The sequence below is a fragment of the Psychroserpens luteolus genome (assembly GCF_021032705.1).
Taxonomy (GTDB): domain Bacteria; phylum Bacteroidota; class Bacteroidia; order Flavobacteriales; family Flavobacteriaceae; genus Psychroserpens; species Psychroserpens luteolus.
This window is the reverse complement of the sequence record NZ_JAHVXI010000001.1, coordinates 226,518-250,246: the sequence shown is the minus strand read 5'-3', so window position 1 is coordinate 250,246 and position 23,729 is coordinate 226,518. Positions and strand designations below refer to the sequence as shown.

The 23,729-nt window shown below is 33.4% G+C and carries 26 protein-coding genes; 9 read left to right on the top strand and 17 right to left on the bottom strand.

Features of this window, described 5'->3' with window-relative positions:
* The first annotated feature begins 6 nt into the window (after window positions 1-6).
* From KWG70_RS01080 to KWG70_RS01070, 3 genes are read left to right on the top strand one after another with little or no spacing between them, the layout of a single operon-like run.
* The gene (locus KWG70_RS01080; RefSeq protein ID WP_230934138.1) at window positions 7-909 is read left to right on the top strand and encodes a geranylgeranylglycerol-phosphate geranylgeranyltransferase; all 903 of its coding nucleotides are present in this window, start codon (window positions 7-9) and stop codon (window positions 907-909) included.
* Window positions 909-1,859: a carbon-nitrogen hydrolase family protein gene (locus KWG70_RS01075; protein ID WP_230934137.1), complete on the top strand. Its 951-nt coding sequence runs from the start codon at window positions 909-911 to the stop codon at window positions 1,857-1,859. The genes KWG70_RS01080 and KWG70_RS01075 overlap by 1 nt, the downstream gene beginning before the upstream one ends.
* Window positions 1,860-1,898: 39 nt before the next feature.
* Complete coding sequence (locus KWG70_RS01070) at window positions 1,899-2,759, top strand: pseudouridine synthase (protein ID WP_230934136.1); 861 nt, start codon at window positions 1,899-1,901, stop codon at window positions 2,757-2,759.
* 12 nt (window positions 2,760-2,771) lie between these two features.
* Here the strand turns inward: KWG70_RS01070 and KWG70_RS17920 are convergent, their stop codons facing one another.
* The 7 genes from KWG70_RS17920 to KWG70_RS01035 all read right to left on the bottom strand — a co-directional run bounded on the left by KWG70_RS17920 (window position 2,772) and on the right by KWG70_RS01035 (window position 7,084).
* Window positions 2,772-3,665 (bottom strand): class I SAM-dependent methyltransferase, encoded by an 894-nt coding sequence (locus tag KWG70_RS17920; protein WP_230934135.1) that lies wholly within the window; start codon window positions 3,663-3,665, stop codon window positions 2,772-2,774.
* Window positions 3,666-3,801: 136 nt separating this feature from the next.
* Entirely contained in the window at window positions 3,802-4,296 is a 495-nt protein-coding gene (locus KWG70_RS01060) for an SRPBCC family protein (protein ID WP_230934134.1), read from the bottom strand.
* On the bottom strand, window positions 4,293-4,619 hold the full coding sequence (locus tag KWG70_RS01055) for a metalloregulator ArsR/SmtB family transcription factor (RefSeq protein ID WP_230934133.1): 327 nt from the start codon (window positions 4,617-4,619) through the stop codon (window positions 4,293-4,295). The genes KWG70_RS01060 and KWG70_RS01055 overlap by 4 nt, the downstream gene beginning before the upstream one ends.
* A 92-nt stretch (window positions 4,620-4,711) precedes the next feature.
* Window positions 4,712-5,068: an MmcQ/YjbR family DNA-binding protein gene (locus KWG70_RS01050; RefSeq protein ID WP_230934132.1), complete on the bottom strand. Its 357-nt coding sequence runs from the start codon at window positions 5,066-5,068 to the stop codon at window positions 4,712-4,714.
* Window positions 5,069-5,081: 13 nt separating this feature from the next.
* Window positions 5,082-5,621, bottom strand: a complete 540-nt coding sequence (locus tag KWG70_RS01045; RefSeq protein WP_230934131.1) for a dihydrofolate reductase family protein — start codon at window positions 5,619-5,621, stop codon at window positions 5,082-5,084.
* A 5-nt stretch (window positions 5,622-5,626) separates the two neighbouring features.
* On the bottom strand, window positions 5,627-6,640 hold the full coding sequence (locus KWG70_RS01040; RefSeq protein ID WP_230934130.1) for a transglutaminase domain-containing protein: 1,014 nt from the start codon (window positions 6,638-6,640) through the stop codon (window positions 5,627-5,629).
* Between the two features lie 15 nt (window positions 6,641-6,655).
* A complete protein-coding gene (locus KWG70_RS01035; RefSeq protein ID WP_230934129.1) occupies window positions 6,656-7,084 on the bottom strand; it encodes a carboxypeptidase-like regulatory domain-containing protein in 429 nt (142 codons plus the stop codon).
* 342 nt (window positions 7,085-7,426) lie between these two features.
* Here KWG70_RS01035 and KWG70_RS01030 point away from each other — a divergent pair, with 342 nt between their 5' ends.
* Window positions 7,427-7,732, top strand: a complete 306-nt coding sequence (locus KWG70_RS01030; protein ID WP_230934128.1) for a hypothetical protein — start codon at window positions 7,427-7,429, stop codon at window positions 7,730-7,732.
* Window positions 7,733-7,756: 24 nt separating this feature from the next.
* Here KWG70_RS01030 and KWG70_RS01025 read toward each other — a convergent pair whose 3' ends face one another.
* From KWG70_RS01025 to KWG70_RS01000, 6 genes are read right to left on the bottom strand one after another with little or no spacing between them, the layout of a single operon-like run.
* Window positions 7,757-9,130, bottom strand: coding sequence for a mannosyltransferase (locus tag KWG70_RS01025; RefSeq protein ID WP_230934127.1), 1,374 nt, complete (start codon window positions 9,128-9,130; stop codon window positions 7,757-7,759).
* Entirely contained in the window at window positions 9,130-10,620 is a 1,491-nt protein-coding gene (locus tag KWG70_RS01020; RefSeq protein ID WP_230934126.1) for a cellulose synthase family protein, read from the bottom strand. The genes KWG70_RS01025 and KWG70_RS01020 overlap by 1 nt, the downstream gene beginning before the upstream one ends.
* A complete protein-coding gene (locus KWG70_RS01015; RefSeq protein WP_230934125.1) occupies window positions 10,617-11,315 on the bottom strand; it encodes a glycosyltransferase family 2 protein in 699 nt (232 codons plus the stop codon). The genes KWG70_RS01020 and KWG70_RS01015 overlap by 4 nt, the downstream gene beginning before the upstream one ends.
* Complete coding sequence (locus KWG70_RS01010; protein ID WP_230934124.1) at window positions 11,312-12,139, bottom strand: toxin-antitoxin system YwqK family antitoxin; 828 nt, start codon at window positions 12,137-12,139, stop codon at window positions 11,312-11,314. Before KWG70_RS01010 ends, KWG70_RS01015 begins: the two co-directional genes overlap by 4 nt.
* Window positions 12,139-13,728 (bottom strand): 4Fe-4S binding protein, encoded by a 1,590-nt coding sequence (locus KWG70_RS01005; protein WP_230934123.1) that lies wholly within the window; start codon window positions 13,726-13,728, stop codon window positions 12,139-12,141. Before KWG70_RS01005 ends, KWG70_RS01010 begins: the two co-directional genes overlap by 1 nt.
* Window positions 13,729-13,730: 2 nt before the next feature.
* Entirely contained in the window at window positions 13,731-15,035 is a 1,305-nt protein-coding gene (locus KWG70_RS01000) for an NAD(P)/FAD-dependent oxidoreductase (protein WP_230934122.1), read from the bottom strand.
* Between the two features lie 205 nt (window positions 15,036-15,240).
* Between KWG70_RS01000 and KWG70_RS00995 the strand changes: the two genes are divergently transcribed.
* From KWG70_RS00995 to KWG70_RS00975, 5 genes are all read left to right on the top strand, one after another.
* Complete coding sequence (locus tag KWG70_RS00995) at window positions 15,241-15,948, top strand: DUF547 domain-containing protein (RefSeq protein WP_230934121.1); 708 nt, start codon at window positions 15,241-15,243, stop codon at window positions 15,946-15,948.
* Between the two features lie 33 nt (window positions 15,949-15,981).
* Window positions 15,982-16,851: a hypothetical protein gene (locus tag KWG70_RS00990; RefSeq protein WP_230934120.1), complete on the top strand. Its 870-nt coding sequence runs from the start codon at window positions 15,982-15,984 to the stop codon at window positions 16,849-16,851.
* Window positions 16,852-16,887: 36 nt separating this feature from the next.
* The gene (locus tag KWG70_RS00985) at window positions 16,888-17,886 is read left to right on the top strand and encodes a glycoside hydrolase family 113 (RefSeq protein WP_230934119.1); all 999 of its coding nucleotides are present in this window, start codon (window positions 16,888-16,890) and stop codon (window positions 17,884-17,886) included.
* Between the two features lie 64 nt (window positions 17,887-17,950).
* Window positions 17,951-19,213 carry a POTRA domain-containing protein gene (locus KWG70_RS00980; RefSeq protein ID WP_230934118.1) on the top strand — a complete coding sequence of 421 codons (1,263 nt, stop codon included), beginning with the start codon at window positions 17,951-17,953 and terminating at the stop codon, window positions 19,211-19,213.
* A 54-nt stretch (window positions 19,214-19,267) separates the two neighbouring features.
* Window positions 19,268-19,999: a metallophosphoesterase gene (locus KWG70_RS00975; protein ID WP_230934117.1), complete on the top strand. Its 732-nt coding sequence runs from the start codon at window positions 19,268-19,270 to the stop codon at window positions 19,997-19,999.
* Here the strand turns inward: KWG70_RS00975 and KWG70_RS00970 are convergent, their stop codons facing one another.
* Genes KWG70_RS00970 through KWG70_RS00955 form a run of 4 tightly spaced genes read right to left on the bottom strand, consistent with a single transcriptional unit; the run spans window position 20,000 to window position 23,675 of the window.
* Window positions 20,000-20,695, bottom strand: a complete 696-nt coding sequence (locus KWG70_RS00970; protein ID WP_230934116.1) for a TIGR04283 family arsenosugar biosynthesis glycosyltransferase — start codon at window positions 20,693-20,695, stop codon at window positions 20,000-20,002.
* Complete coding sequence (locus KWG70_RS00965; protein WP_230934115.1) at window positions 20,688-21,620, bottom strand: DUF547 domain-containing protein; 933 nt, start codon at window positions 21,618-21,620, stop codon at window positions 20,688-20,690. Before KWG70_RS00965 ends, KWG70_RS00970 begins: the two co-directional genes overlap by 8 nt.
* Before the next feature lie 41 nt (window positions 21,621-21,661).
* Complete coding sequence (locus KWG70_RS00960; protein ID WP_230935011.1) at window positions 21,662-22,549, bottom strand: sterol desaturase family protein; 888 nt, start codon at window positions 22,547-22,549, stop codon at window positions 21,662-21,664.
* A 10-nt stretch (window positions 22,550-22,559) separates the two neighbouring features.
* Window positions 22,560-23,675, bottom strand: coding sequence for an inorganic phosphate transporter (locus KWG70_RS00955; protein WP_230934114.1), 1,116 nt, complete (start codon window positions 23,673-23,675; stop codon window positions 22,560-22,562).
* Window positions 23,676-23,729 lie beyond the last annotated feature (54 nt).

Genomic DNA, 23,729 nt, shown 5'->3' with positions numbered 1-23,729 from the left:
TTATTTATGTTTTCCCGTAAACAAAAACATATTCTGCTAAAGTTCTTTAGCATGTTTTCTGTGGTTCGCGGTTATAATATTCTCATTGTTGTTATTGCTCAATATCTAACTGCTATCTATATTTTAGCTCATGATAAGCCGCTTAAAACAGTGGTGCTTGATCTTAACTTATTGATGTTGGTTTTGGCTTCTGCAGCAACTATTGCAGCAGGATATATCATTAATAATTTTTATGATTCTGAAAAAGATCTTATCAATAGACCCAATAAGTCTAAACTTGATAGACTGATAAGTCAAAACACGAAGCTTTCTTTTTATTTTGTATTAAATTTTTCGGCAGTGATTATGGCAAGTTATGTGTCATTTTATGCGGTATTATTTTTTTCGTTTTACATTTTCGGAATTTGGTTCTACTCACATAAATTAAAGAAACTTCCATTTATCGGAAACTTGACCTCTGCGATACTCACCATTCTCCCTTTTTTCGCTATTTTCCTATACTACAAGAATTTTGAGTCTGTTATTTTTGTGCATGCCATCTTCTTGTTTTTAATGATTTCGATGCGAGAATTAACCAAAGATTTAGAAAATATGAAAGGGGATTTATTACTCGACTATAAAACGATACCCATTGTTTATGGTGAAAAAGCCTCAAAGCTTATGTTAACTGCTTTGATTGCACTTACAAGTGTTCCTATTTATTTGTTGCTCAATCATTACAATGTAGGTCACATGTATTTATTTTTCTACCTCTCTGTAATTTTACTTCTTGTTTTTCTACTATTGCTATGGAAATCTAATACTAAAACACATTATTTGATACTTCATAATATTTTAAAGTTTATTATAGTGGCAGGTGTGTTTTGTATTGTTTTAATTAATGTAAATGTTGTTTTAAACCGTATCTAATGAATCATACACTAAAAGTTGCCCTAGCACAAATTTCACCAGTTTGGTTAAATAAAGAAGAAACCCTCAAGAAGGTAGAAAACTCTATTATTGAGGCAGCAAAAGAACAAGCCGAACTGATTGTTTTTGGAGAGGGCTTGGTGCCAGGTTATCCATTTTGGTTAGCACTAACTGGTGGAGCAGAATGGAATACTAAGGTCAATAAAGAATTGCATGCGCATTATGTAAGCAATTCTATTACGATTGAAAAAGGGGATTTAAATACTGTTTGCGAATTAGCTAAACAGCATAGTATTGCCGTATATTTAGGTGTTATTGAACGTCCTACAGACAGAGGCGGTCATAGTGTTTATGCATCATTGGTGTATATTGATACTGATGGTTTGGTTCAATCTGTTCACAGAAAATTACAACCTACCTATGATGAACGTTTAACTTGGGCTCCAGGTGATGGTAATGGTTTACAAGTACATTCGTTAAAAGATTTTACGCTTGGCGGACTTAATTGTTGGGAAAACTGGATGCCCTTACCAAGAGCAGCACTCTATGGTTTAGGAGAAAATGTGCACATTGCTGTATGGCCAGGAAGCGATCATAATACAAAAGATATTACACGATTTATTGCTCGAGAGTCACGTTCATTTGTGATTTCAGTTTCAAGTTTAATGTCAAGGGATGATTTTCCGAAAGACACACCTAATTTGGAACAAATTCTTGAGAAAGCACCTGAGATTCTTGCCAATGGCGGAAGTTGTATTGCTGGACCCGATGGCGAATGGTTGATAGAACCTGTTTTACATAAAGAAGGATTAATATATCATACGCTGGATTTCAATCGTGTTTTAGAAGAACGTCAAAATTTTGATGCTGTAGGTCATTACTCAAGACCAGATGTCACTCAGTTATCGGTTAACCGTGAGCGTCAATCTACAACTAAATTTATAGATTAGTTCAACTATTATAGTACCTTTGCGCAAAATTTAGTCATCATGAGCAGACAGCAAGGACGTAGCGGAAAAGGAAAAACTTCAGGAAAAGGAGATCAAAAGCCTACTAATAAAAAGTATGGTAGAGGTGGAGATAATGCAAAGGGAGGCAGGTTTCCTAAGAAGAAAGCATCTACGACTTCTAAAGTTTCTAACCCAGATGAAATACGTTTAAATAAATACATTGCAAATTCGGGTATTTGTTCTCGTAGAGATGCAGATATGCATATCTCTATTGGAAGTGTTACGGTAAATGGAAAGGTAGTAACCGAAATGGGTTATAAAGTGAAGCTAGATGATGAAGTACGTTTTGATGGTGCACGAATTAATCCGGAAAAGAAAACGTATGTATTACTAAATAAACCTAAAGGGTTTGCCACAACAACTAGTGAAAGTAAAGGGAGAACGGTTATGGATTTGGTCGCTAATTCTACAAACACACGTATTAAACCCATTGGTCGCTTAGGAAGAAACTCAACAGGATTGTTATTGTTTACAAACGATGATGCAGTAGTTAAGAAGTTTACAAATTCTAAGAATGGTGTTGCACGATTATTTGAGATAGAGCTAGATAAAAACCTAAAGTTTGATGATTTCAAAAAAATCCAAGAAGGCTTTAAACTTGAAGGTAAACTTGTTTCTGTAGAAGAGGTTAGTTATATAGATGGTCAGCCAAAAACCAAAATTGGTCTAAAAATTAAGAATACTGGTAATTCTATTTTACATACTATTTTTGATTATCTAAAGTATGACATTATTAAAGTAGATTGTGTGCAGATTGGCCACTTGACTAAAAAAGATTTACCTCGTGGACATTGGAAGCATTTAACACAACAAGAAGTGAATACTTTGCAGATGTTATAATAGCGTCTTATTTTATTGTACCTCCAGCCAGATACTTCCACCTCTGTTTTTTAGGCATAAAGGCATATTGGCTTTAAACCAATCTTCATGAAATTCTTCTAAAAATGTATTGAACGCGATGATTTTGAACTTAGCATTGTATGCTAAAAAAGCACGTAATAAATAATCTTCATTCCAGCTTCGCTTACCATCTATGACCCAACGTTTCGGATATTCAAAAGGATAGAATATATCATGAAAATGAATTTTCACACCTTTTTTCAATCGTGGTAAAACGTCAAACATAAGAAAGTTAACATCGCTACCAGTTTTAGAAACATGCGTAGAATCGATAAAAAGAATATCGTTGGCTTCTAATTCTTCAAAAAGCGAAAGTTCAACATCCTGAACAGGTTTTTGGAGAAGTCTAATCGAATCACTTTCAAAAAGAAGTGAGTTTAACCGTTCAGGATAAGGCTCAATAAAAGTACACTCCATGTTGTTATCGAAGAACAAATTATTAGTGTCTAATGTAACGGCAGAACTAAACCCAGATCCAACTTCAATAATACGTTTTGGCGTAGACTTCCTGAGCATACAAAAAAGAAATATAGCATCGGAATAACTATACATTCGGTTCTCATAATAATAGCGTAGCCCTTCTTTTTCAGTAGCTTCAAAAGGTAATTCTTTGTAATAGGCAGCAAATTCGTTGAGTAAATTCAATTGAGATTCCTCATTAAGATCCAATCCAATAATTTCCCTTGGATGATCTTTCCAGATGTTTTCAGATCGTTTTACGAGATCCTCTTTCGATATTGTTGGTGAATAATAATGTCCTGGTGGAACATGTAGTTGGTCTAATTGCGCTTTTAACCCTTTAACGTATGGTAATTTGTCGACTATTTTTTTTATTGCTCTTTTCACTAATCGTATTTAAAATTATTGGCAACACGTTTTTAAAACATAAGTTGGCATAGAATACTAATTTAGTAAAAGAAACTGAACCGAAGTGAAAACACTTAATTTTTAAAGAATTTAAATTTTAAAAATACACCTAGAATTACGCACTAAAAATTTCATCTAATTTTTCAAAGGCAGCTAACATGCCGTCCTCAAACCCGTATTCAATACTCGCCTTCAATTGATCTAAATCAGGATATGTTGTATGATGTTCTATAAGTGTTTTCTCTCCTTTATCTATAAAGACAATGCTATAGGTTGATTGCGGATAGTCTTGATTTATAGTAGCGTTTTCATCTGCAAAACAATCTTTACCAGAAAATCTAACATAAAGTTTAATCTTATCGTAGGTTGTGATTCCCCAAAATTCCTCGCCTTCAGGACCTCTAACAACGTAATGGCGATGTCCTCCCTCTATAAATTTCATTGATTTTGTCTGAGAAACCCAATCTTTTGAAACCCACCATTGATCTAATAGTTCTGATGTTGTCCATGCTTTCCATACCAATGAAAGTTCTGCAGCGAACTCTCTTTTTACACCTATAGTATTTGTTTTTTCGTTAACGGTAAAGTCAAAAAATAGCTTGTTTTTCATTTTTCATTTTTTTTTATGGTTAGTAATACTTGATCAAGATTATTAAATCGATTTTGCCAAATAGTTCTGAATTGGTTCATCCAGTCATCAACAATTTTCATTTTTGTGACATTAAGCTCATAGTAGATTTCTCGACCTTTTCGATCTTTTTTTAGTAGGTCACATTCAGATAAAATTTGAATGTGCTTTGAAACTGTTGGCCTGGCACTATCAAAGTTTGAGGCTATAGCTCCTGCAGTCATGGATTGAGATGCTAATAGTAATAATATTGATCGTCGTGTTGGATCGGCTAAAGCTTGGAATACGTCTCGTCTTAAATTCATATGAAGTCATTTGACTACAAATATAATGTGAAGTCATTTAACTACATAATTTTTTTAAAACTTTTTTATTTTAAAAGGATAGCACTGTTTTACTACTGATATAGAAGATGTCTTTGTTTTTTTGTAAGCTTAGAAACAACTAAATCATAAGAAATATCTAGCCAACTGTATAGCGTTTCATCTTTAATGGTTCCATCTACCACAACTTTACTCCAATGTTTTTTACTGAAATAAGATGGTTCTTCAAGAGCAGGGTATTGAGATCTTAGGTCATCTATAGTTTCTGGTATGCATTTTATACTGAAACTTGAGAACGTATCAATATTTGTTGCTGTAAACATTTTTCCTGCCACTTTAAACACAAGAACATTCTGAAGTTTAGGAAACGGGAATGATTCTGTAACTCCTTGTTTAGATAGACAATATGTTCGGTAGTCTTCGATGTTCAAAATATAGCTTGTATTATTGTTTTATATCATAAGTTAACTCTACCATTCCATCTTTATAAGCCGTAACATCTTTTAGATGAAGATTGTGTTCTTGACCAATAAAATCAAAAAAGAGTGTGCCGTCACCAAGAATAATTGGCATCATTGAAATGATAATTTCATCTGCTAATTTCAAACGAATTACTTCTTTGGTAATCATTGCGCCTCCAACAACCCATATATTCTCATGTTTAGATTTAAGTTCTTGGATTATGAGTTTGTTTATATCTCCCGAAAAGAACATGACATTTTTTTTGTCCGATCTCAGAGGTCTATGACTTAATACATAAACAGGCTTTTCACCATAAGGCCATCCTAACTCTAATGCATGTTCGTAGGTTTTTGAACCCATAACATAACAGTGTATCGTTTTGAGGTAGTCTTCTATATCTTCTTGTGAGAGGGTGATACCTTTATCATAAGTGTCTTTAGATTGAAGCCATGATACAGTTCCATCTTTTTTGGCTATAAAACCATCTAAGCTTGAAACCATATGTATAGTAACTTTAGACATAGCATTCAACTTTTTACCTTTACTGTATATGTTGAAATCAAATCTTCACCAATGTATAAATGTACATCGTAAAACCCTTTAGTATCAAATAGGTGTTCTAGAGTTAAATTCTCGTTCTCAATGTGAGTAGATGTAGGCTTTATTTTTTTGTTATGATAGCCATTATCAATGAGAAACTTGATGTCATCTTCTTCAACTGATTTATAAAGCTGATATTTAAAGACAACTTTTTCATTCTTTTGAATAATATGATGCATTTTTTTTGGTGCATCATGACCCGTTAAGTTGGTATAGGCCTTGCCATAAATAACTGGAGCATTAAGAAATTCGTCAAATGTTGGCTTGTTTTCCTTTAAAAGCATCCACCTATCATCTATAGGAAAATGGTTTACAGCAAAGAGTTTCGGGTTGGTAAGAAACATCCCATCGTTATATTGAAATTCGAATTCATTTGTTTCAGGATTTGGTATCCCACTGGCCCAAGTTGGATCGCAGAGATACCACTTTCCGTTAAGTTGAATCACATTCCATGAGTGATTTGGAGCATCAAGCTTTTCGACATCTGTCATGCTCGTTCGTCCAAACCCATGAACGATTTCACAATTGAGGTTGGCCATTTTCGAAAGTTCTTGTACGATATAAGCATAGCCTGTACAAATGGTTCGTTTTTGTTTTAAGAGTTTACGGAAAATTTCTTTTTTTAAACGCGTATTCCAAGCATTGAGTTTTATACTATCGTTTTTATACTTGTAGCGTTTTCTTTTATTTTTTTGATACAGATTGTAATCATTTGCAATGTTAGAGCAAACCCATAAATAAATGGCTCTAAAGCGTTCTACATCTGTATCTAAATTAGAAGTGAGTTTATAAGCTAATTCTGGTAAATTGCTAAGCCCCTCATCTTTGCATGCCAATGCCGCACTATCTGCTTTTCGAAAATTGATATGTTCAAAGTCAGATAATTGTGCATGCGTTTGAAATGCAACTATGAAGAGCAGTACAAATAGCCTTGTTTTCATCTAAACAATGCTATATTAATTTTTTGAGCGCTTAGATTTATATGGTTTATCTGTAGACACAGCTCCCATGATCTCAACAAGATCGGTTGATAATACTAAATTGATAAATGTTGTTTTTGAATCAATTTTAACCTCTTGCTTTTCATAACCTAAGAAGCTAAATACCAAAATGTCTCCCGAGCTTAATGCCTTCGGAAATGTAAACTCACCTTTTCCATCAGTAATAGCCCCAATCTTATTCCCTTTAAGTACAATGTTAACTCCAGGTAATGGTCCTTTGTCATCACTTACTTTCCCTTTGATCGTCATTTGTTGACCAACAGCTGTAGCAGATGCAGTAACTTGCGTTTGTGCATATAGCGGATTAGAGATAACTGCAGCGATCATTACCATACTTATTACACCTAAGGTTTGTGCAATTCTTTTCATCGTTAGTGTTTTCATAATTATAATTGTTTTGTTTACATCAAATCTATAGACTTCACTTTGAGTTTTCAAATGATAGTGAGTAAGCTCAAGTTCTCATTTAGCGAAAATGCTTTTTCAGTGAGTGAAATTTTAATAAAAGTATGAAATCTAAGGTTTTCTATGAAAAAGTAACCAGACTTTAACGTTAATAAACCTTCAATCCTTAACCTATATTTAATATTCAATTTTAATCTCTAACAATAAATAATTTACTTTAGCTCAAATTATTTTTTTAATTTTAATACTAGCTATTGATTTATTTAAATATTAATAAGGGAGTGTTATATCTTAATTCTAACCTACTAGATATATACAATTATGAATAAAAAAGACAATTTAAAGCGTGTTATTGTTGATTTTAAAAAGTTGACACCTGAAATTTTAGCTTTATTAGTAGAAAAATATCCTTATGGATATGATGATGGCCATATTATTTCATTTACAAACGCCAAAAATGAAATTGTTGAAGCAGTTGAAGTTACTACAGATGATACCAAATATTTGGTAAAGGTAAGTACCAAACTAGCTGTAACAATGCAAAATTATGATGAAGATGATTATGAGGCTTTTGATAATGACGATCCAGAAGCGGTTCAAGATCCAGGGTTAACGAGCGACGACTAAAATTAGTCTTCCCAAGCTTTAAGATCAAGCCTCAATTTTTTGAGTCGACTTTCTTATGAAAACTTCCCAAATAAAAACGCCATATACAATCGTGTATTCTAAGGCAATTATCCATAGGTTTTCAGACTTATCGGCTTTATTGAGGTTTATGTATGCTAGATAACTTAGTATGATAATAAAACTCCACACTATAGGAAACTTATAATCAGTAAACACACATAAAATCAAAAGCATAGCAACATACCATGGGTGAATAGTTGTACTTAGAAATAAATAGAAAGTAAATGCAAATAACATATGCGTTATGAGCCTTTTTAAATCAACATGCTTCTTGAAAAATGCTAGCGAAATGATAAATACAAAAACCAGAGCTGGTAATATTTTACCAATTATAGCAATTTCATTATAACCTGTAATCCAATAGCCAATGTGTCTTGCAACATAATAGACACTGGCGTTAAATTCAAATTTTTGAAACCATAATCCAACAGTTTGTGCATAGTTGTTTATAAATTCTGTTGAAAAGAATGGCGCAAATAATAAGAGTGTAGTAATACCTACAATAGCATAAAATCCAATAAGATTTAAAAACCCTTTTTTCAGTGTTGGTCGCGAAGAGATAAAATAGTAGAAGAATAAAGGTAAAAACAACAATGGGATTAATTTCACCGAAATCGACAAAGCAAAAACAACTGCAGCCCATTTCCATCGTTTAGAATGTAGTAAGTACAAGCTCCAAACAAGGAAGAAAATCATCACGCCTTCAAAATGAAGATTTCCAGTTAATTCAATAATAATAAACGGATTGAGAATATACCAAAAGATATTTTTCACAGGAATATTTAACGTCTTCAATAGTCGTTTTCCGAAGAATAGTGTACCAAAGTCCGCTGTAATAATTAAGAGTCGTAATACAAGTGCTGAGCCTAAAATACTATGACCAGAAAACAACGCGGCAATTGTAAAACATAGTTGGTTAATTGGAGGATAGTTGGTGTAATGACTTCCATTGAGTTCACCCATTCCATCGTATAAAGCTTCTGCTTGTAATACAGGCAAATCTGTTCCTGCTTGTATAAATGATTCGGGAGTATATAAATACGGATTTAAACCTTCAAAAATCATACGGCCATCCCAAATAAACCTATAGAAGTCTTGAGATAGATTGGGAATGGCTAGAATAAATATAGCTCGACTTAAAAACGCAACAATCGTTAAGAACTTTAAGTGAGTTTTGGCGTATTTCAGAATAAAAATAAAGACCAACCAAAGTAAACCATATAAAACAATAAGAGTTGTATAATCTGTTCTTATGAGTTTATAAGCGAAAAGCCAATAGAGAATAAGGCTAACAAATGTAAGCAGTAACGGAACTTTATAAAGTTTCCAGAATTGCATTATACTTTAGAAGATAGAGATTTGAAAAAGACGTAGCCGAACCCAACAAATAGCATTAAGTGGAACGGAAATAATCCAAAATCACCACCCTGATCACCAACAACAAAAGCATAGTATAATCCAAATCCAAAATAGAGCATTAAGAGCCCTTCAACAATGACATTAAGGGATAGTTTTTTGCGCAAGTATTTGTTGCCTTTCCAAGAGTCTTTTATGGTACTAATATTAAATTTAGGTGTTCTAACAAACTCACTTCGCTTTCCTATGTGCCCTTCAAGAACAGCTATAGAGTTATGTAAAGAAAAGCCCATGGCTATTGAGAAGAATGTAAAAAACATACCTATATAACCAAAAAACCTCTTGAACCCACTTCCATAAATTTGCTTGTACATAAACCAATAGCAGATAAAGAAAATTACCGTACTCATTACAAAGAAACTCATAAAGTAAAAGTAAAAACGTAAATGTGCATATTCGTTTTTGATATAAAGCATTGGAATACTCAACACAGCAACTATAAATACATTTAAAAACATGGTGCTATTGAGTAAATGTAAGAGGCCGTGGACTTTAGTCTTAGTCGAAATATTTTTAGATTTTAAAACGCGCCAAAGCATTTTTCTAAAATTTTCGGCACCTCCTTTATTCCATCTAAATTGTTGTGAACGCGCTGCGCTAATGACTACAGGCAATTCGGCAGGTGTTTCAACATCTTCTAAATATTTAAACTTCCAGTTTTTGAGTTGTGCTCTATAACTTAGATCCAAATCTTCGGTTAAGGTGTCTCCTTCCCAGTTTCCAGCATCTATAATACATTCTTTACGCCATATACCAGCAGTACCATTAAAATTGATAAAATGACCTTTACTATTTCGTCCAACTTGTTCTAAGGTAAAGTGGGCATCTAAAGCAAATGCTTGAATTTTTGTGAGAATAGAATAGTTTCTATTGATATGTCCCCAACGTGTTTGAACAACGCCAATATCTGGCTGCTTAAAATATGGGATTGTACGCTTCAACCAGTTTTTCTTTGGAAGGAAATCTGCATCGAAAATGGCAATAAACTCGCCTTTAGCAATTTCTAAACCTTCTTTAAGTGCTCCAGCTTTAAATCCAGTTCTATCTGTTCTAGTAATCTGTTTAATATCTAAGCCAGTTGCTCGTAATTTTTCTACATGCTTTCGTGTGGTCTCAACAGTTTCGTCTGTTGAATCATCTAGAACTTGTATTTCTAATTTGTCTTTAGGGTAATCTATACGCGCAATATTGTCTAACAGGCGCTCCATTACGTACATCTCATTGTATACAGGTAATTGTATGGTCACTAAAGGAATTTCATCTGGGTTAGATAAATCAAAAGTGTCACAAGTCGTATCTGCTCTTTTCGAAGACAAGTAATTAAAGAGTAGGTTGAGCTGTGCTAAAGCATACATAAAAATAAGTATGATAGCAATGGTGTAAATGACAATTATGGTCGTTTCAAGAATCATTTTTTAAAACTGTATTTAAAAATCCAGCCTAGGATTTTTACGCCTGCAAATATAGCACCTTTTACCGTACCTGAAACTTTTGAGACGCCTATTCTATTTCTGTAGTTTACAGGGACTTCTGTGTAGCTTAATTTTTGTCGTAATGCCTTGAGTTGCATTTCTACGGTCCAGCCATAGGTTTTATCTTCCATTTTTAATTGAAGAAGTTTCTCATACTTAATCGCTCTAAAAGGACCTAAATCTGAAAACTTAGCTCTAAAAAACAAGGTCATCAATGTAGTAGCTAGCCAATTTCCAAAGATTTGTGGACCTGTCATAGACCCTTTTTCTCTCAGACTCTTAACTCGTGCTCCAATAACAAAATCAATATTATTATCAATTATAGGTGCGACAATCTTTGTTAGCTCTTCAGGGTAATCACTGTAATCACCATCGAGAAATACTAAAATATCTGGATGCTCAGGTTCTGGTTGGCTGGCGATATAATGCATGCCTTTCAAACAGGCATAACCATAACCTCTATTTTGTTCAGTAAGTACAGTCGCTCCTGCGTTTTTCGCATTGATTTCAGTATCGTCGTTAGAATTATTGCTCACTACAATAACTTCGTTTACAATGTCTGGAATATCTTTTATAACATGCGTTATAGAATCTGCTTCGTTATAAGCAGGAATAATCACTTTAATTTTGGTCATTTAAGATCGCTGAGTTTATTTTCTTTTTTAAATGACGCTAAATCCGTCCATTCTTTTATTTTTTTTCCTTTGGAATATTTAACGGCCGAAACCAGTTTTTCATTTTTATACATTAGACAATACCCGTTTTTTTGATTGTTATCTAATTGACATTTATGATTTATCTTTTCTTCAGAATCATAAAACAACCACCAATTTTTCTTTTTCCCATTAACGTAATGACCTTCAGATGTCTTTTTTCCATTTAGGTTGTAAAATTGCCAATAGCTAGTGAATTTTCCTAACTTAAACTCACCATCTTTTTCCAATTGTCCATTTTTATGATAAAACCTCCAATAACCAGTCGTTTTATTGTGTCTAAAATGACCTTCTTTTTCGAGTCGACCATTTTTGTAATACGATTTCCAATACTTGGTTTTTAAATCATTAGAATAGTGCCCTTCTTCTTTTAATGCTTTATTGGCATAATAAAACTTCCAATGGTTTATTCGTTTTCCATTACTATAGTTTCCTTCTTGGGTAATACTATTATTATCGTAGATTTTCCAATAACCAGTCTTTAAACCATTTTTGAAATATCCTTCTTTTTGAAGTTGACCTTTAGCATTGTAAAACTTCCAGAAACCATTTTTCTTATCGTTATTATAATGACCTTCTTCAGACAGTTGGCCATTTTCATGATAAAATTTCCAATACGCTGTTTTTAGATTATTGTCTAACCAGCCTTCAGATTTAATAGTTCCATTTTCAAATGGATTTTTCTGATAGGTGTTTTGTCCATATACTGAAAACGAAAAAAGAAGGCATATTACTATTAGTCTCATTATTTTTGATTTACCAAATCCATTAGGTCTACGTCATTACCTAATAATACTTCTGTCGGATTAATTCTTCCTTTCATACTATCATTCTCCAATTTTAATACTCCTCTTGGGCAAACAGCAGAGCAAATACCACAACCAACACAACTAGATCGAACAATATTTTCACCTTTTTGTGCATAAGCTCTAACATCAATTCCCATTTCACAATAGGTAGAGCAATTTCCGCAAGAAATACATTGTCCGCCATTTGTTGTAATTCTGAAACGCGAGAACATACGCTGTTGGAATCCTAATATTGCTGCCATTGGGCAACCAAAACGACACCAAACACGATTTCCAAAGATAGGGTAGAAGCCCGTTCCGATAACACCAGAAAAAATAGCACCTATAAGAAAACCGTATGACGTTCTTAAAGTTTCTGCTTCAAAAATGAAAAGTTTGGTTTTCGAACTAAAGAGGTGAATGGCAATTAAAGCGATTATAATGGCAAAATAACCAATTGCTCCATATCTAGCATCTTTTCCTAATTCATTGCGCTTAAAAATCATAACCAAGGCAAAAATTAGAGTAAGAAAACCAGCTACAGAGAATAAAAATACATCTCTTGTTAACCAATATTTATCTGGGTCATAACCTAAATACGTATAAATAACAGCTGTTGTCATTAATACCACAAAAACTAAAACACTATGAATTACCCATCGTTCTATTTTCCAGGCACTCTGACTTTTATCACTCAAATGTCTAAACGAATCACCAGCAGTTTCTGCTAATCCACCACAACCACAAACCCATGAACAATACCAACGTTTTCCAAATTTGAACGTTAATATAGGTGTGATTACAAAAATGGATACAATTCCAAAAATGAGCATAACCATACCAATAGTACCACCATTGATAAATGAATTGATACGATACTGTTCAAAGTTGTAATAGTTAAGTGGCCAAACATTTTTAAGATCATAGTATGGTAAATCTGAATTCATGACATACATAAATTCAGGAATTAAAAAGGCAAATGCTAATTGAAAAAACATTACCGAAATGGTTCTGATTTGTTCATAACGATTATGTCTGTATTTCAAAATAAATTTGTAGCCAAAGGCTAAAATAGCAATAGTATAAAGTGTTCCGTAAACAAACCACTGACTTGCAGGTCTTCCGCTTAGTAGTTGACTTAATGGGTCGAATAACCCAATTAAACCTGTATTCGCTGCGCCATCAACACCAGCTCCAAGAAGTCCTTCATAGAAATAAAGTACCACGTAAAACGAGGTCAGTACGATTCCTGTAATCCATCCTAGTGAACCACGAGAGGATATCGACTTAAACCAAACACCATCATTCTTGATACCTTTTAGTTTTGTGAGATAGGCATCATTTGCAAATAGAATTGTTCCTACAGAAATTAACAACAGTGAAACGGTTAAAAATATTGAGGTATTAGGTAAGTCAAGATTAAATAAAGCCAAGACTAAGATGAATAGTCCAATGACTCCCATTCCTACAGCTAATTTTTGCTTCTTTGATAAGTCTTGAGCATCAGGTTTAGCTAAAGACATACTATAGTTTAATTTATTACTCATAATTACGCAGTTTGTAGTTGGTTGTTGTAGGCACTTAAAATATCTTTTTCAAAATGCTTATAAAATTCAGGATCAAAATTGGCCTCTATAAGATGATTCATAACATAGTCGATATCTCTATGTTCAGTAAGCCATGTGTCAAAAGTCTCATGTCGCATTCGTATTCCAAAAGTGTTAATTCCTAAAAATTCATTAGTATCTTTATGATAAGCCACTGTTATACACTTAGTGTCGTCTTCGTGTTTCCAATGAAAATGTTGTTCATGATCTTGTTTGCTTTTTTCACTAAATACCCAACCATAGGTTTGATATTCGATATCTAAGAACTTGGCCGAATTAAACCAATGTCCTGGCTTATATTGAATGCGATTTCCACAAATGGTTTGCGCTAAGGTTTCACCCATCATACGTCCAGTATACCAAACAGCTTCGATAGGTCTTCTATTTTCAATCGCTTCATGCTGCTCAGCGCAATCGCCTATAGCATAAACATCTGGTATATTGGTTTCTAAGTATCTATTCACTTTTACACCACGTCCAGTTTCAATGTTTGAAGATTTTATGAAGTCAATATTAGGAGATACACCTGCAGTTAAACCAACCACATCACACGAAATTTCCTCACCAGTTTCTTCAATGATTATAGATTTTACTCGTCCGTTATCGTCACTTTTAATTTCTTTCAGGTTTGTAGATAAGCGCAAATCTATATGATGATTTTTAATATGTCTGTTGATCATAGCGCTTTCACCTTGAGGTAATACGCCGTTCCAGAAACTGGATTCACGAACTAAAAAAGTAACAGGAATATGTCTGGAATTTAGCATTTCAGCTAATTCAATACCTATAAGTCCACCACCTACAATAACAGCGCGCTTGCAAACATCATTGTTGGGCGCATTTTTCTCTAAAGCGTCTAAATCTTGTTTGCTATATAAACCTTGAACACCTAATAAGTCTTGACCAGGCCATCCAAATTTATTAGGCTTGCTTCCTGTTGCTATAACTAGTTTGTCATAACTTAAAAAGTCTCTCTCGTTAATTTTAAGGACCTTATTGTCGGTATCAATATGATGAACATAACCTCTAACAAGTTCAATTCTGTTCTTTCTCCAAAACCAATCTTCATAAGGTTGTGTATGCTCAAACTTCATATGTCCCATATAAACATACATTAATGCAGTACGGGAGAAAAAGTAATCGGTTTCTGCCGAAACAATAGTGATTTTTTTGTCGGAAAGCTTTCTAATGTGTCTTGCAAGTGTGACACCTGAAATTCCATTTCCAATGATAACGATGTGCTCCATAATTTTTTGGTTGTTACTACGATTCTGTCGTTACTAAAGATAAGAACTTAATTGTGCTTTCTAATTTATATCTGTTTTAAATTAAAATTTTTCTGTAAGGTTTTCTTCGGAAATTAGACAGCACATTTTTTTTAAAATCCTTGTAAGTAAAGGGTTTTTAACCGACTTAGCCATAGTAAAAATTATAATAAAAGAATTTATAATCATGAAAAAGATCATATTCATACTAGCATTTTTTGGAGCACTAAGTTTTGGATTTGGGCAGAGTACTTCAGAATTTTTTAAAACTGCAGATGCTTTTTTTAAAGCTAATGTGTCCAATGGAAAAGTAGCTTACTCAAAGATAAATGACAACCCAGAGACTTTAAATAAGTTAGTGTCTTTAACCGAAACTATTTCTGTATCAAAAAACGATGCTAAAACCTATCAAGCATTTTGGATTAATGCCTATAATATCTCTGTTATTAAAGGTATTATAGATAATTATCCAATAAAATCACCTTTAGATAAAGCGGGTTTCTTTGATAAAACCAAATATAAAATTGCAGGTGAATCTATCACATTAAACGATATAGAAAATAAAAAATTAAGAGCGCAATTTGAAGATGCACGTTTTCACTTTGTATTAGTATGTGGTGCTAATGGTTGTCCGCCTCTAATTAATAAAGCTTATTTGCCAACTACTTTAGAACAGCAATTACAGAAGCAAACCGAAATAGCACTTAATAATTCCAATTTCATAAAAGTAAAAAAGAACAAAGTTGAACTTTCAGAAATTTTTAAATGGTATAAAGAAGACTTTGTAAAAAATGGTAGTGAAATAGAGTTCATCAACACCTTTAGAACTGATAAAATTGCTACAAAATCTAAAGTGTCCTATTACGCATACAATTGGAATTTAAACAAACAATAAAAAGAAAAATTAAACAACCAAAAAAAAATTAAAATGAAAAAAATAATCACCTTAATAACTATAGTAAGTTTTACATTTTTAGGATTCTCGCAAGAAGATCAAGAACCTGAAAAAAGTGTTATTCAAGAATATACACCTTCAAAATTATTAAATAAAGGGCAGTGGGATATTAAATGGTTTAATAACCTTTACACACAAACAGAAAGCACATTTTCAGACGGAGAAGAACCAAGACAAACATTTTTCACATCTACATTAGATATATTCACGGGTGTTTCAGAGAACAGTAGTTTTAATGTTGGATTATTATTAGAGTTTCGTTCAAACGTGGTCAACGATAGAAATGCATTAGATGTGTTTTCATTTGATGGTGAAAGAGGAACTGCTCGTTCTGGGTTTACATCATTTGCACCAGCTGTAAAATTCAATCCAATTAAAAGTGTAAGTAATTTTACAATTCAAACCGCTTTTCATATTCCATTAGTGGATAATGAGACTGAAGATGGTGTGTTTTTAGACCAAAAAGGATTTATTTTTCAAAATAGATTCTTTTATGATTATACATTTCCTAGTGGAGACTGGCAGATTTTTACAGAACTTAATACTGAATATAACTTCGGAAAAAAAGAAGATAGCTTTGCCAATAATAGTTTAAGCCTTACACCAGGCGTATTTTTAAGCTATTTTCCAAGTCAGAAATTTACAATATTAGCATTAGTACAGCATCAACAACGCATAGATACAGGTAATGATTTTGAACAAGATTTTACTGCTGTTGGAGGAGGTGCAAAGTATCAATTGAGCAAAGTTTTGAATATTGAAACCTTATATACCAACTTTGTTAGAGGAAATAATACAGGTCTCGGACAAACATTTAACATAGGCTTAAGAGCATTATTCTAGTCTTTAGTATTAAATTAGGAGTCTAAATTAAATCTCATGAGAATTTTTAGACTCCTAATTGTATTATGTGTCATTACATCGTGTGCTGCACAGCCCGAAAAAATTAATGGTTTAAGCTTTGTAGCTGCTCCTGATGCTATCGACGAATCTCATACAAAACCAGTGGTTAACGTTGGTGCAAATTATACGGCAATTATGCCTTTTGGCTTCATTCGAAATTTAGAGCATCCAGAAATTGTACATAATACAGATCGCCAATGGTATGGTGAAACCAGAGCTGGAGCCAAACAATATATAGAAGAACTTAGAAAGAAACAGATTAAAATTATGGTCAAACCTCAAATTTGGGTTTGGCGAGGAGAGTTTACAGGATACATTAAAATGACTACTGAAGCCGATTGGAAAACACTCGAAGAATCCTATTCCAAGTTTATTTTAGAGTATGCCGATCTGGCTCAAGAGACAAAAGCTGAAATTCTATGTATTGGAACAGAGTTAGAGAACTTTGTAAAAGAGCGTCCAGACTATTGGAATAGCTTAATCAAAAAAATCAAGACCATTTATAAAGGCCAATTAACGTATGCTGCCAATTGGGATGAATTTAAACGCACACCATTTTGGGGCGAATTAGATTATATTGGTGTTGATGCCTATTTTCCGGTGAGTGATCAACAAACACCTACGGTTGAAGAATGTAAAGCAGGATGGCAAAAGCATAAAACAGTCATTAAATCACTTTCAGACACACATAACAAACCCGTTTTGTTTACCGAATATGGTTACCGAAGTATGGACTACACAGGTAAAGAACCATGGGAAAGTGATCATACAATCAAATCATTAAATTTTGAAGGACAAACCAATGCAACTCAAGCTTTGTTTGAAGAATTTTGGAATGAAGAATGGTTTGCTGGCGGCTTTATTTGGAAATGGTTTCATAATTATGATAGAAGTGGTGGAGAAAAAGACAACCAATTTACACCACAAAACAAACCTGTGGAAATGGTCTTACAAACTTTTTATAAAACCAAATAAAATACTCGTGATTTAACGTAAGGAAATGTGATGTAAACGACCAAAGAGGTCTAACAACAATCACATGAAAACTCTAATAGCATTACTGCTTTTAATAACAACATTTGCACAGGCGCAAGATGCTACTGTGGCCGATTTAAAAGTTCAAGGCCATAAAAAACTCAAGGCATCATTTGTTAGAAAGATTTCTAATATTAAAACAGGAGTAAAACTAGATTCAGCGGTTATTGAGGCCGATATTAAACTGCTAAAACGTTTGCCTTCAATAGCACATGCTTACTATCAAGTATTTCCTGCAGATGAAGAGAATACCTATAATGTCTTTTATAATATTGAAGAGAATTTTACTATTATTCCATCTGCTAATGTCTACACGACAAATGATGATGAATTTGCCTACCGTTTAGGCTTATATGAGTTTAATTTATTTGGTCAAAATATAACCTTTGGCGGATTCTATCAAAAGGATATTTATGATTCGTATGCGTTAAATTTTAGAGCACCTTATTTGTTTTCTAGACAGTTAGGATTAGCAGTCAATTACCAAGATTTAACAACGCAAGAACCTGTGTTTTTTGATAATACAACCTCAGATTATAAATACAATAATGAGTCTATAGAAGTATTAGGCTTATTTCAACTCAATTTTAATAACCGATTCGAATTTGGATTGAATTATTTTACCGAAGATTACGAATATAAATCTGGAGCTACAAACCCAGATGTGCCTTTAGAATTAAGAGTGCATAAATTGCTTTATAAATTAATTTATGAATACAATAATCTAAACTACGATTATCAATACGTTGAAGGCTTTAGAAGTATTTTTAATTTCCAATATGTGACCTCTAGAAACGAATCGCAATTACCAGCCTTCTTAATTGGTTGGAATGATTTTCAATATTTTCAACGATTCGGAAACAAAGGTAATTGGGCAAGTCGATTACGATTAGGTGTCGCTACAAATAATGATACACCATTTGCACCTTTTTCAGTAGATAATAACTTAAACATTAGAGGTGTGGGAAACACTATTGATAGAGGTACAGCCGCAATTGTACTTAATACAGAATATCGTCACACACTCTATGAAAAAGACTGGTTTTCACTACAAGGAAATGCGTTTATAGATGCTGGTAGTTGGCGAAATCCTGGAGGCGATTTTGGTGATTTTAGCGATTCTCAAAATATTAGAGTTTATCCAGGAGTTGGACTTCGATTTATTCATAAAACCATTTTTAATGCGATTTTTAGAATCGATTATGGTATTGGCGTTACCGAAAACTCGACGCAAGGGTTGGTATTTGGTATTGGTCAATATTTTTAATTTTCTTTTTTTTACATGCTTTAATCTCATAGATTTGCGGTAAGCGAAAACGATATGAGAACACTAGCTATAGGAGATATTCACGGTGGATTGCAAGCCCTTATTCAACTCTTACATCGCGCAAAAGTAACTAAAGATGATGCACTCATTTTTGTAGGCGATTATGTCGATGGTTGGAGTGAATCTGCACAGGTTATTGAATACTTGATTGATTTGTCTAAAACCAATACCTGCATATTCATTAAAGGAAATCATGATGTTTGGTGTGAAGATTGGTTACGAACGGGTTATGGTGAACCTGTATGGTTGATGCATGGTGGTGAAGAAACAGTTGAGAGTTATCAAGGCTTTTCTGAGGAAGACAAAGGCAGGCATCTCGATTTTTTTGAGTCCATGCCTTTATATCATATCGATGATCAAAACAGGTTATTTATTCATGCTGGTTTTACTTCAAAAGAAGGTGTTACACAAGAGATAGATCAAGAGAATTTCTATTTCGATCGCACGTTATTGGAAATGGCTTTAACCATGCAAAGACGAGTTATTCAATCTCCGCAATCATATCCATATAGACTAAAAAACTATAAGGAAATTTATATTGGGCATACGCCAACGATTCGTTTTAATAGCGACCTGCCAATTAATGCACTTAACCTTTGGAATATTGATACAGGTGCTGCTTTTACTGGGAAATTATCTGCAGTAGATATTAATACTAAAGCAATTTTTCAGAGTGATGCTTTGCCAGATTTATATCCAAATGAATTGGGAAGAAATAAGAACTAATCAGCAAATATGCTTCTTGTAATACGCAAATAATTCGTCGGCTGAAGCCCCAAACCACTTCTTGACATAAATGGTCCAAAAATGATATTGGAGTTTCCATACACCATGTTTACGATATAGTCGAGCTGAGGTTTCAATCTTTTTATTGATCACAACAAATTCCTTTCTTTCATAAAGGGCATTAATCAATATATTGTCTTCATAAATGATATAGTCTTCATCATAACCACCAATCTCATCAAACAGTTGTTTTGTGATAAACTGACTTTGGTCACCACCACGACAAGCTCTCCAACGAAATTGTGTAAGCCAACTAGCCAAGCGTAGCCACCAATGACTACTGTCAAATTTTAATCTGAAACAACCAGCTTGATGTCCTTTTTCAATTTCATTAATAATAAGTTGGTCATAACGATTCGGCGGGAATGAATCGGCATGTAAAAAGTATAAAATATTTCCTCTGGCCGCTTTCGCTCCTAAATTCATTTGTTTGGCTCTGCCTTTTGGAGCCGACAATAATTTAATGTTGAGGTCTAAAGCTTTTATAAGCTCTTGAGAACCATCAGTGCTACCACCATCGACTACTATAATTTCTGAAATGTTCTGTAAAGAAGCACTGTCTATTAAATGAAACAAGAGTTTTTTAATAGTTTGAACTTCATTAAGAACAGGAATTATAATCGAGATGTTATTCATTCAAACTCCAGTTATAATCTTTATAGCTCTTTTTTGCCTTAGCCGAAATCTTAACGTCAGAATACTGATTTAAAAAATCGATTAACGTTTTACCCTTACTTTTAAAATCACCACCATACCATTTAAATATTCGCGATAACTTGATGGAATTTTCATTAATCTCATTCTTTGAAGTATCACTTAAAAATCCTCGAGTTAATAAATCTAAATCGGCCTCTAGATCTTTTTCAGTAAAGGCTTTATTGTATAATCTTGGGCAGGATACAGCTGCGCAAACGAGAGCAAAGTGAATACGAGGTTCATCCATTTTACGAATGATTCGATGCTCGACATCATTTAAGGTGTACCATTTTTCACCAATGCGTATAAAGCGATGACTCCATGGTCCACTAATATCTTTGATGCTTTTTGTTGGATAATTATCTAATATAAGTTTTACTGTAAATGCATTGTAGACATTCATCCAATAGGCGAGTGTTTCATTCTTACTCCAAGAGTCTTGAGGAGGTATTTCAGACAATAAGTCTAAATAAGCATAGAAGGTCGCCTTATCTTCTTTAAAGCCTTTGTAATTAACATTTCCTTGTTCTGAAACATGCTTTTGAAGTAGTGTATTCCAAGCTGAGTGGTTTACTCTAGCTCTTATCGCATTGGTACTAGTAGATGTTGATTCATCTAGCTCAATTTTGGTGGCTTTAACCGCTTTTGATGCTTTATTCATGTCTTCAATTTCCTGTTCTGATAATACCGTTTCTTCTACATCAAGTTCGGTCTCGTCGATTTCTATAATTTCAACATCTTCTGTATTCGTTTCAGTAACAGTTGTTTCTTCTTTTGCGTCCTCTTTAATCGTAGCCTTTGTTGTACCACAACTATAAAGACTCATGCCAATGTATAAGAACACGATATATTTTAGATTATTCATGTTTCAGTTTTAATGTTCATTATAAACACTTACGACAATTTTTAACTTTTGGTTTTAAGTGGATATAATTCTTGTTGAAAAAAATCTTTTGGGAATTCTTCGTCACCATCAAAGCCGAGTTCAATATCTCTTCCATTGTGAGGTACATAGTTCGTTTTGAAGATATAATCCCAAATACTTAATGTTAGTCCGTAGTTTACACCAAACCTAACATGTTTAGGAAGTTCTTTGGCATGATGCCAGATATGCATCTTCGGATTATTGAAAACGTATTTGAATATACCATAGTCCCAACCAAGGTTAGCATGGTTAAGATGACCAATGGCGATGGCGAAAAAATGAACTATGGCCACATCTTTGGCATCAAATCCACCAATGATTGCTATAGGTACGTAAAGCAACGATTTGTATACCACAGGTTCCATCCAATGGTAGCGTAAGTGTGCTGCAAACCCCATTTCTTTTACAGAGTGATGTACTTTATGGAAATTCCATAATAAAGGTACGCGATGCAACAAACGATGAGTATTCCACTGTACAAAATCACTAACAATAAAAAAGATGAATAGACCAAGCCACTTTGGTAGATCGTCAACATCAAAGAGTTGAAAATTAGAAACGGATAGACCTATTAATCCTAAAACATCATCAAAAAGAGCAGAAGCTGTATTTGATAAGGCCATAAATACGAGTAAATTCAGAAGAAAAAAATTGAAGAACATATAGAAGGTGTCCAGCCAAAAATCTTTTCGGAACAAAGCTTGATCCTTTCGCCAAGGAAAAGCAATTTCCAACACCCAAACAATAAGAGAAATAGCAATTAACCCATAAAAATAATTATCCCAATTGTTTTGAAGAAGAATTTCATTTTTAAGGTAATTCCAGTAGCCAGAATAAGAATTTGCAATAATATCAATATACTTTTCGATAGGCAGGTAATTAAGAAAGTGTTTCTAATAACTTGAATAATAAACCACTTACAATAGCAGCTATTGGAAGTGTTAGCAACCAAGATAATAATATTTTACCAATCATTTTATAATCGGCTTTTTTTGTAACGCTTCCAATTCCAAAAATAGAACCAACAGAAACATGCGTCGTCGATACAGGCAAACCATGTACACTTGCAGTTGTTACTAATAGACCTGTTACCATGTTTGCTGTAAATCCTTGACCTGAATTCATTGGTGTTATCTTTTTACTCATAGTTACACCAACTTTCTTAGCATTAAGCAATCCTCCAATGGCCATAATAATAGCAATTATAATCATGCTCCATTTTATGTCTACAGCATTAATAATTAATAGCAATCCAACAATTTTTGGAGTGTCATTTAAACCTCGAGCAAAGCTTACAACTCCAGCGCTTAAATAATGCAAAGTATCTAAAACTTTTTGAGAACTTAGTCCAAAAATTTGACCATCATAGGTCTCTATTTTATTTTGAATTGTAGCCTCAATAGTTTTCTTTGTTTTTAATGTAGCTCCATTATCCATGTTAAGCGAAGCAACACTTGAAATTTGTTTTTCATGAATATTAAGGCTTGTTTTTTTTGTAACTCCTAGTCGTTTCCTAAAAAATCTAAAGATGAGATAAGCAATTAAACTAATAACTGCTGCCATTAACGGACTTACAATTAAAGGCATTAAAAAAGTGCCTCCAAGTTTTGCAAAATTAAACTGAGAACCAACTGCCATAACTCCGGCCCCAAATAAAGCACCTACTAAACTATGCGTTGTTGATATAGGCATTCCTATTTTTGTGGCTATAAATACCGTTAAAGCAGCGCCAAATGCAATTGATATGGCAAAAATAGGCATGGTTATTAACTCGTTTGGAACTAATCCTTTGCCAGAAAAGTTTTTTACTAACGCATTGGCAAAAAAAATGGCTGCAACAGATCCAGAAAATGTGGTTATTGTAGCCCAGTTAATGGCTTTTTTATAATTAGTTGTTCCGCTTCCAAAGAGTGTGGCAACACCTTTAAAATTATCGTTAGCTCCATTACTATAAGCTAAAAAACAGGCAGAAATAAACAGTAGGATTAAAATCATGGTTCGCAATTTGTATTTTGTTTTGGACGAAAAACTTAGGTCATGCTTACAGCG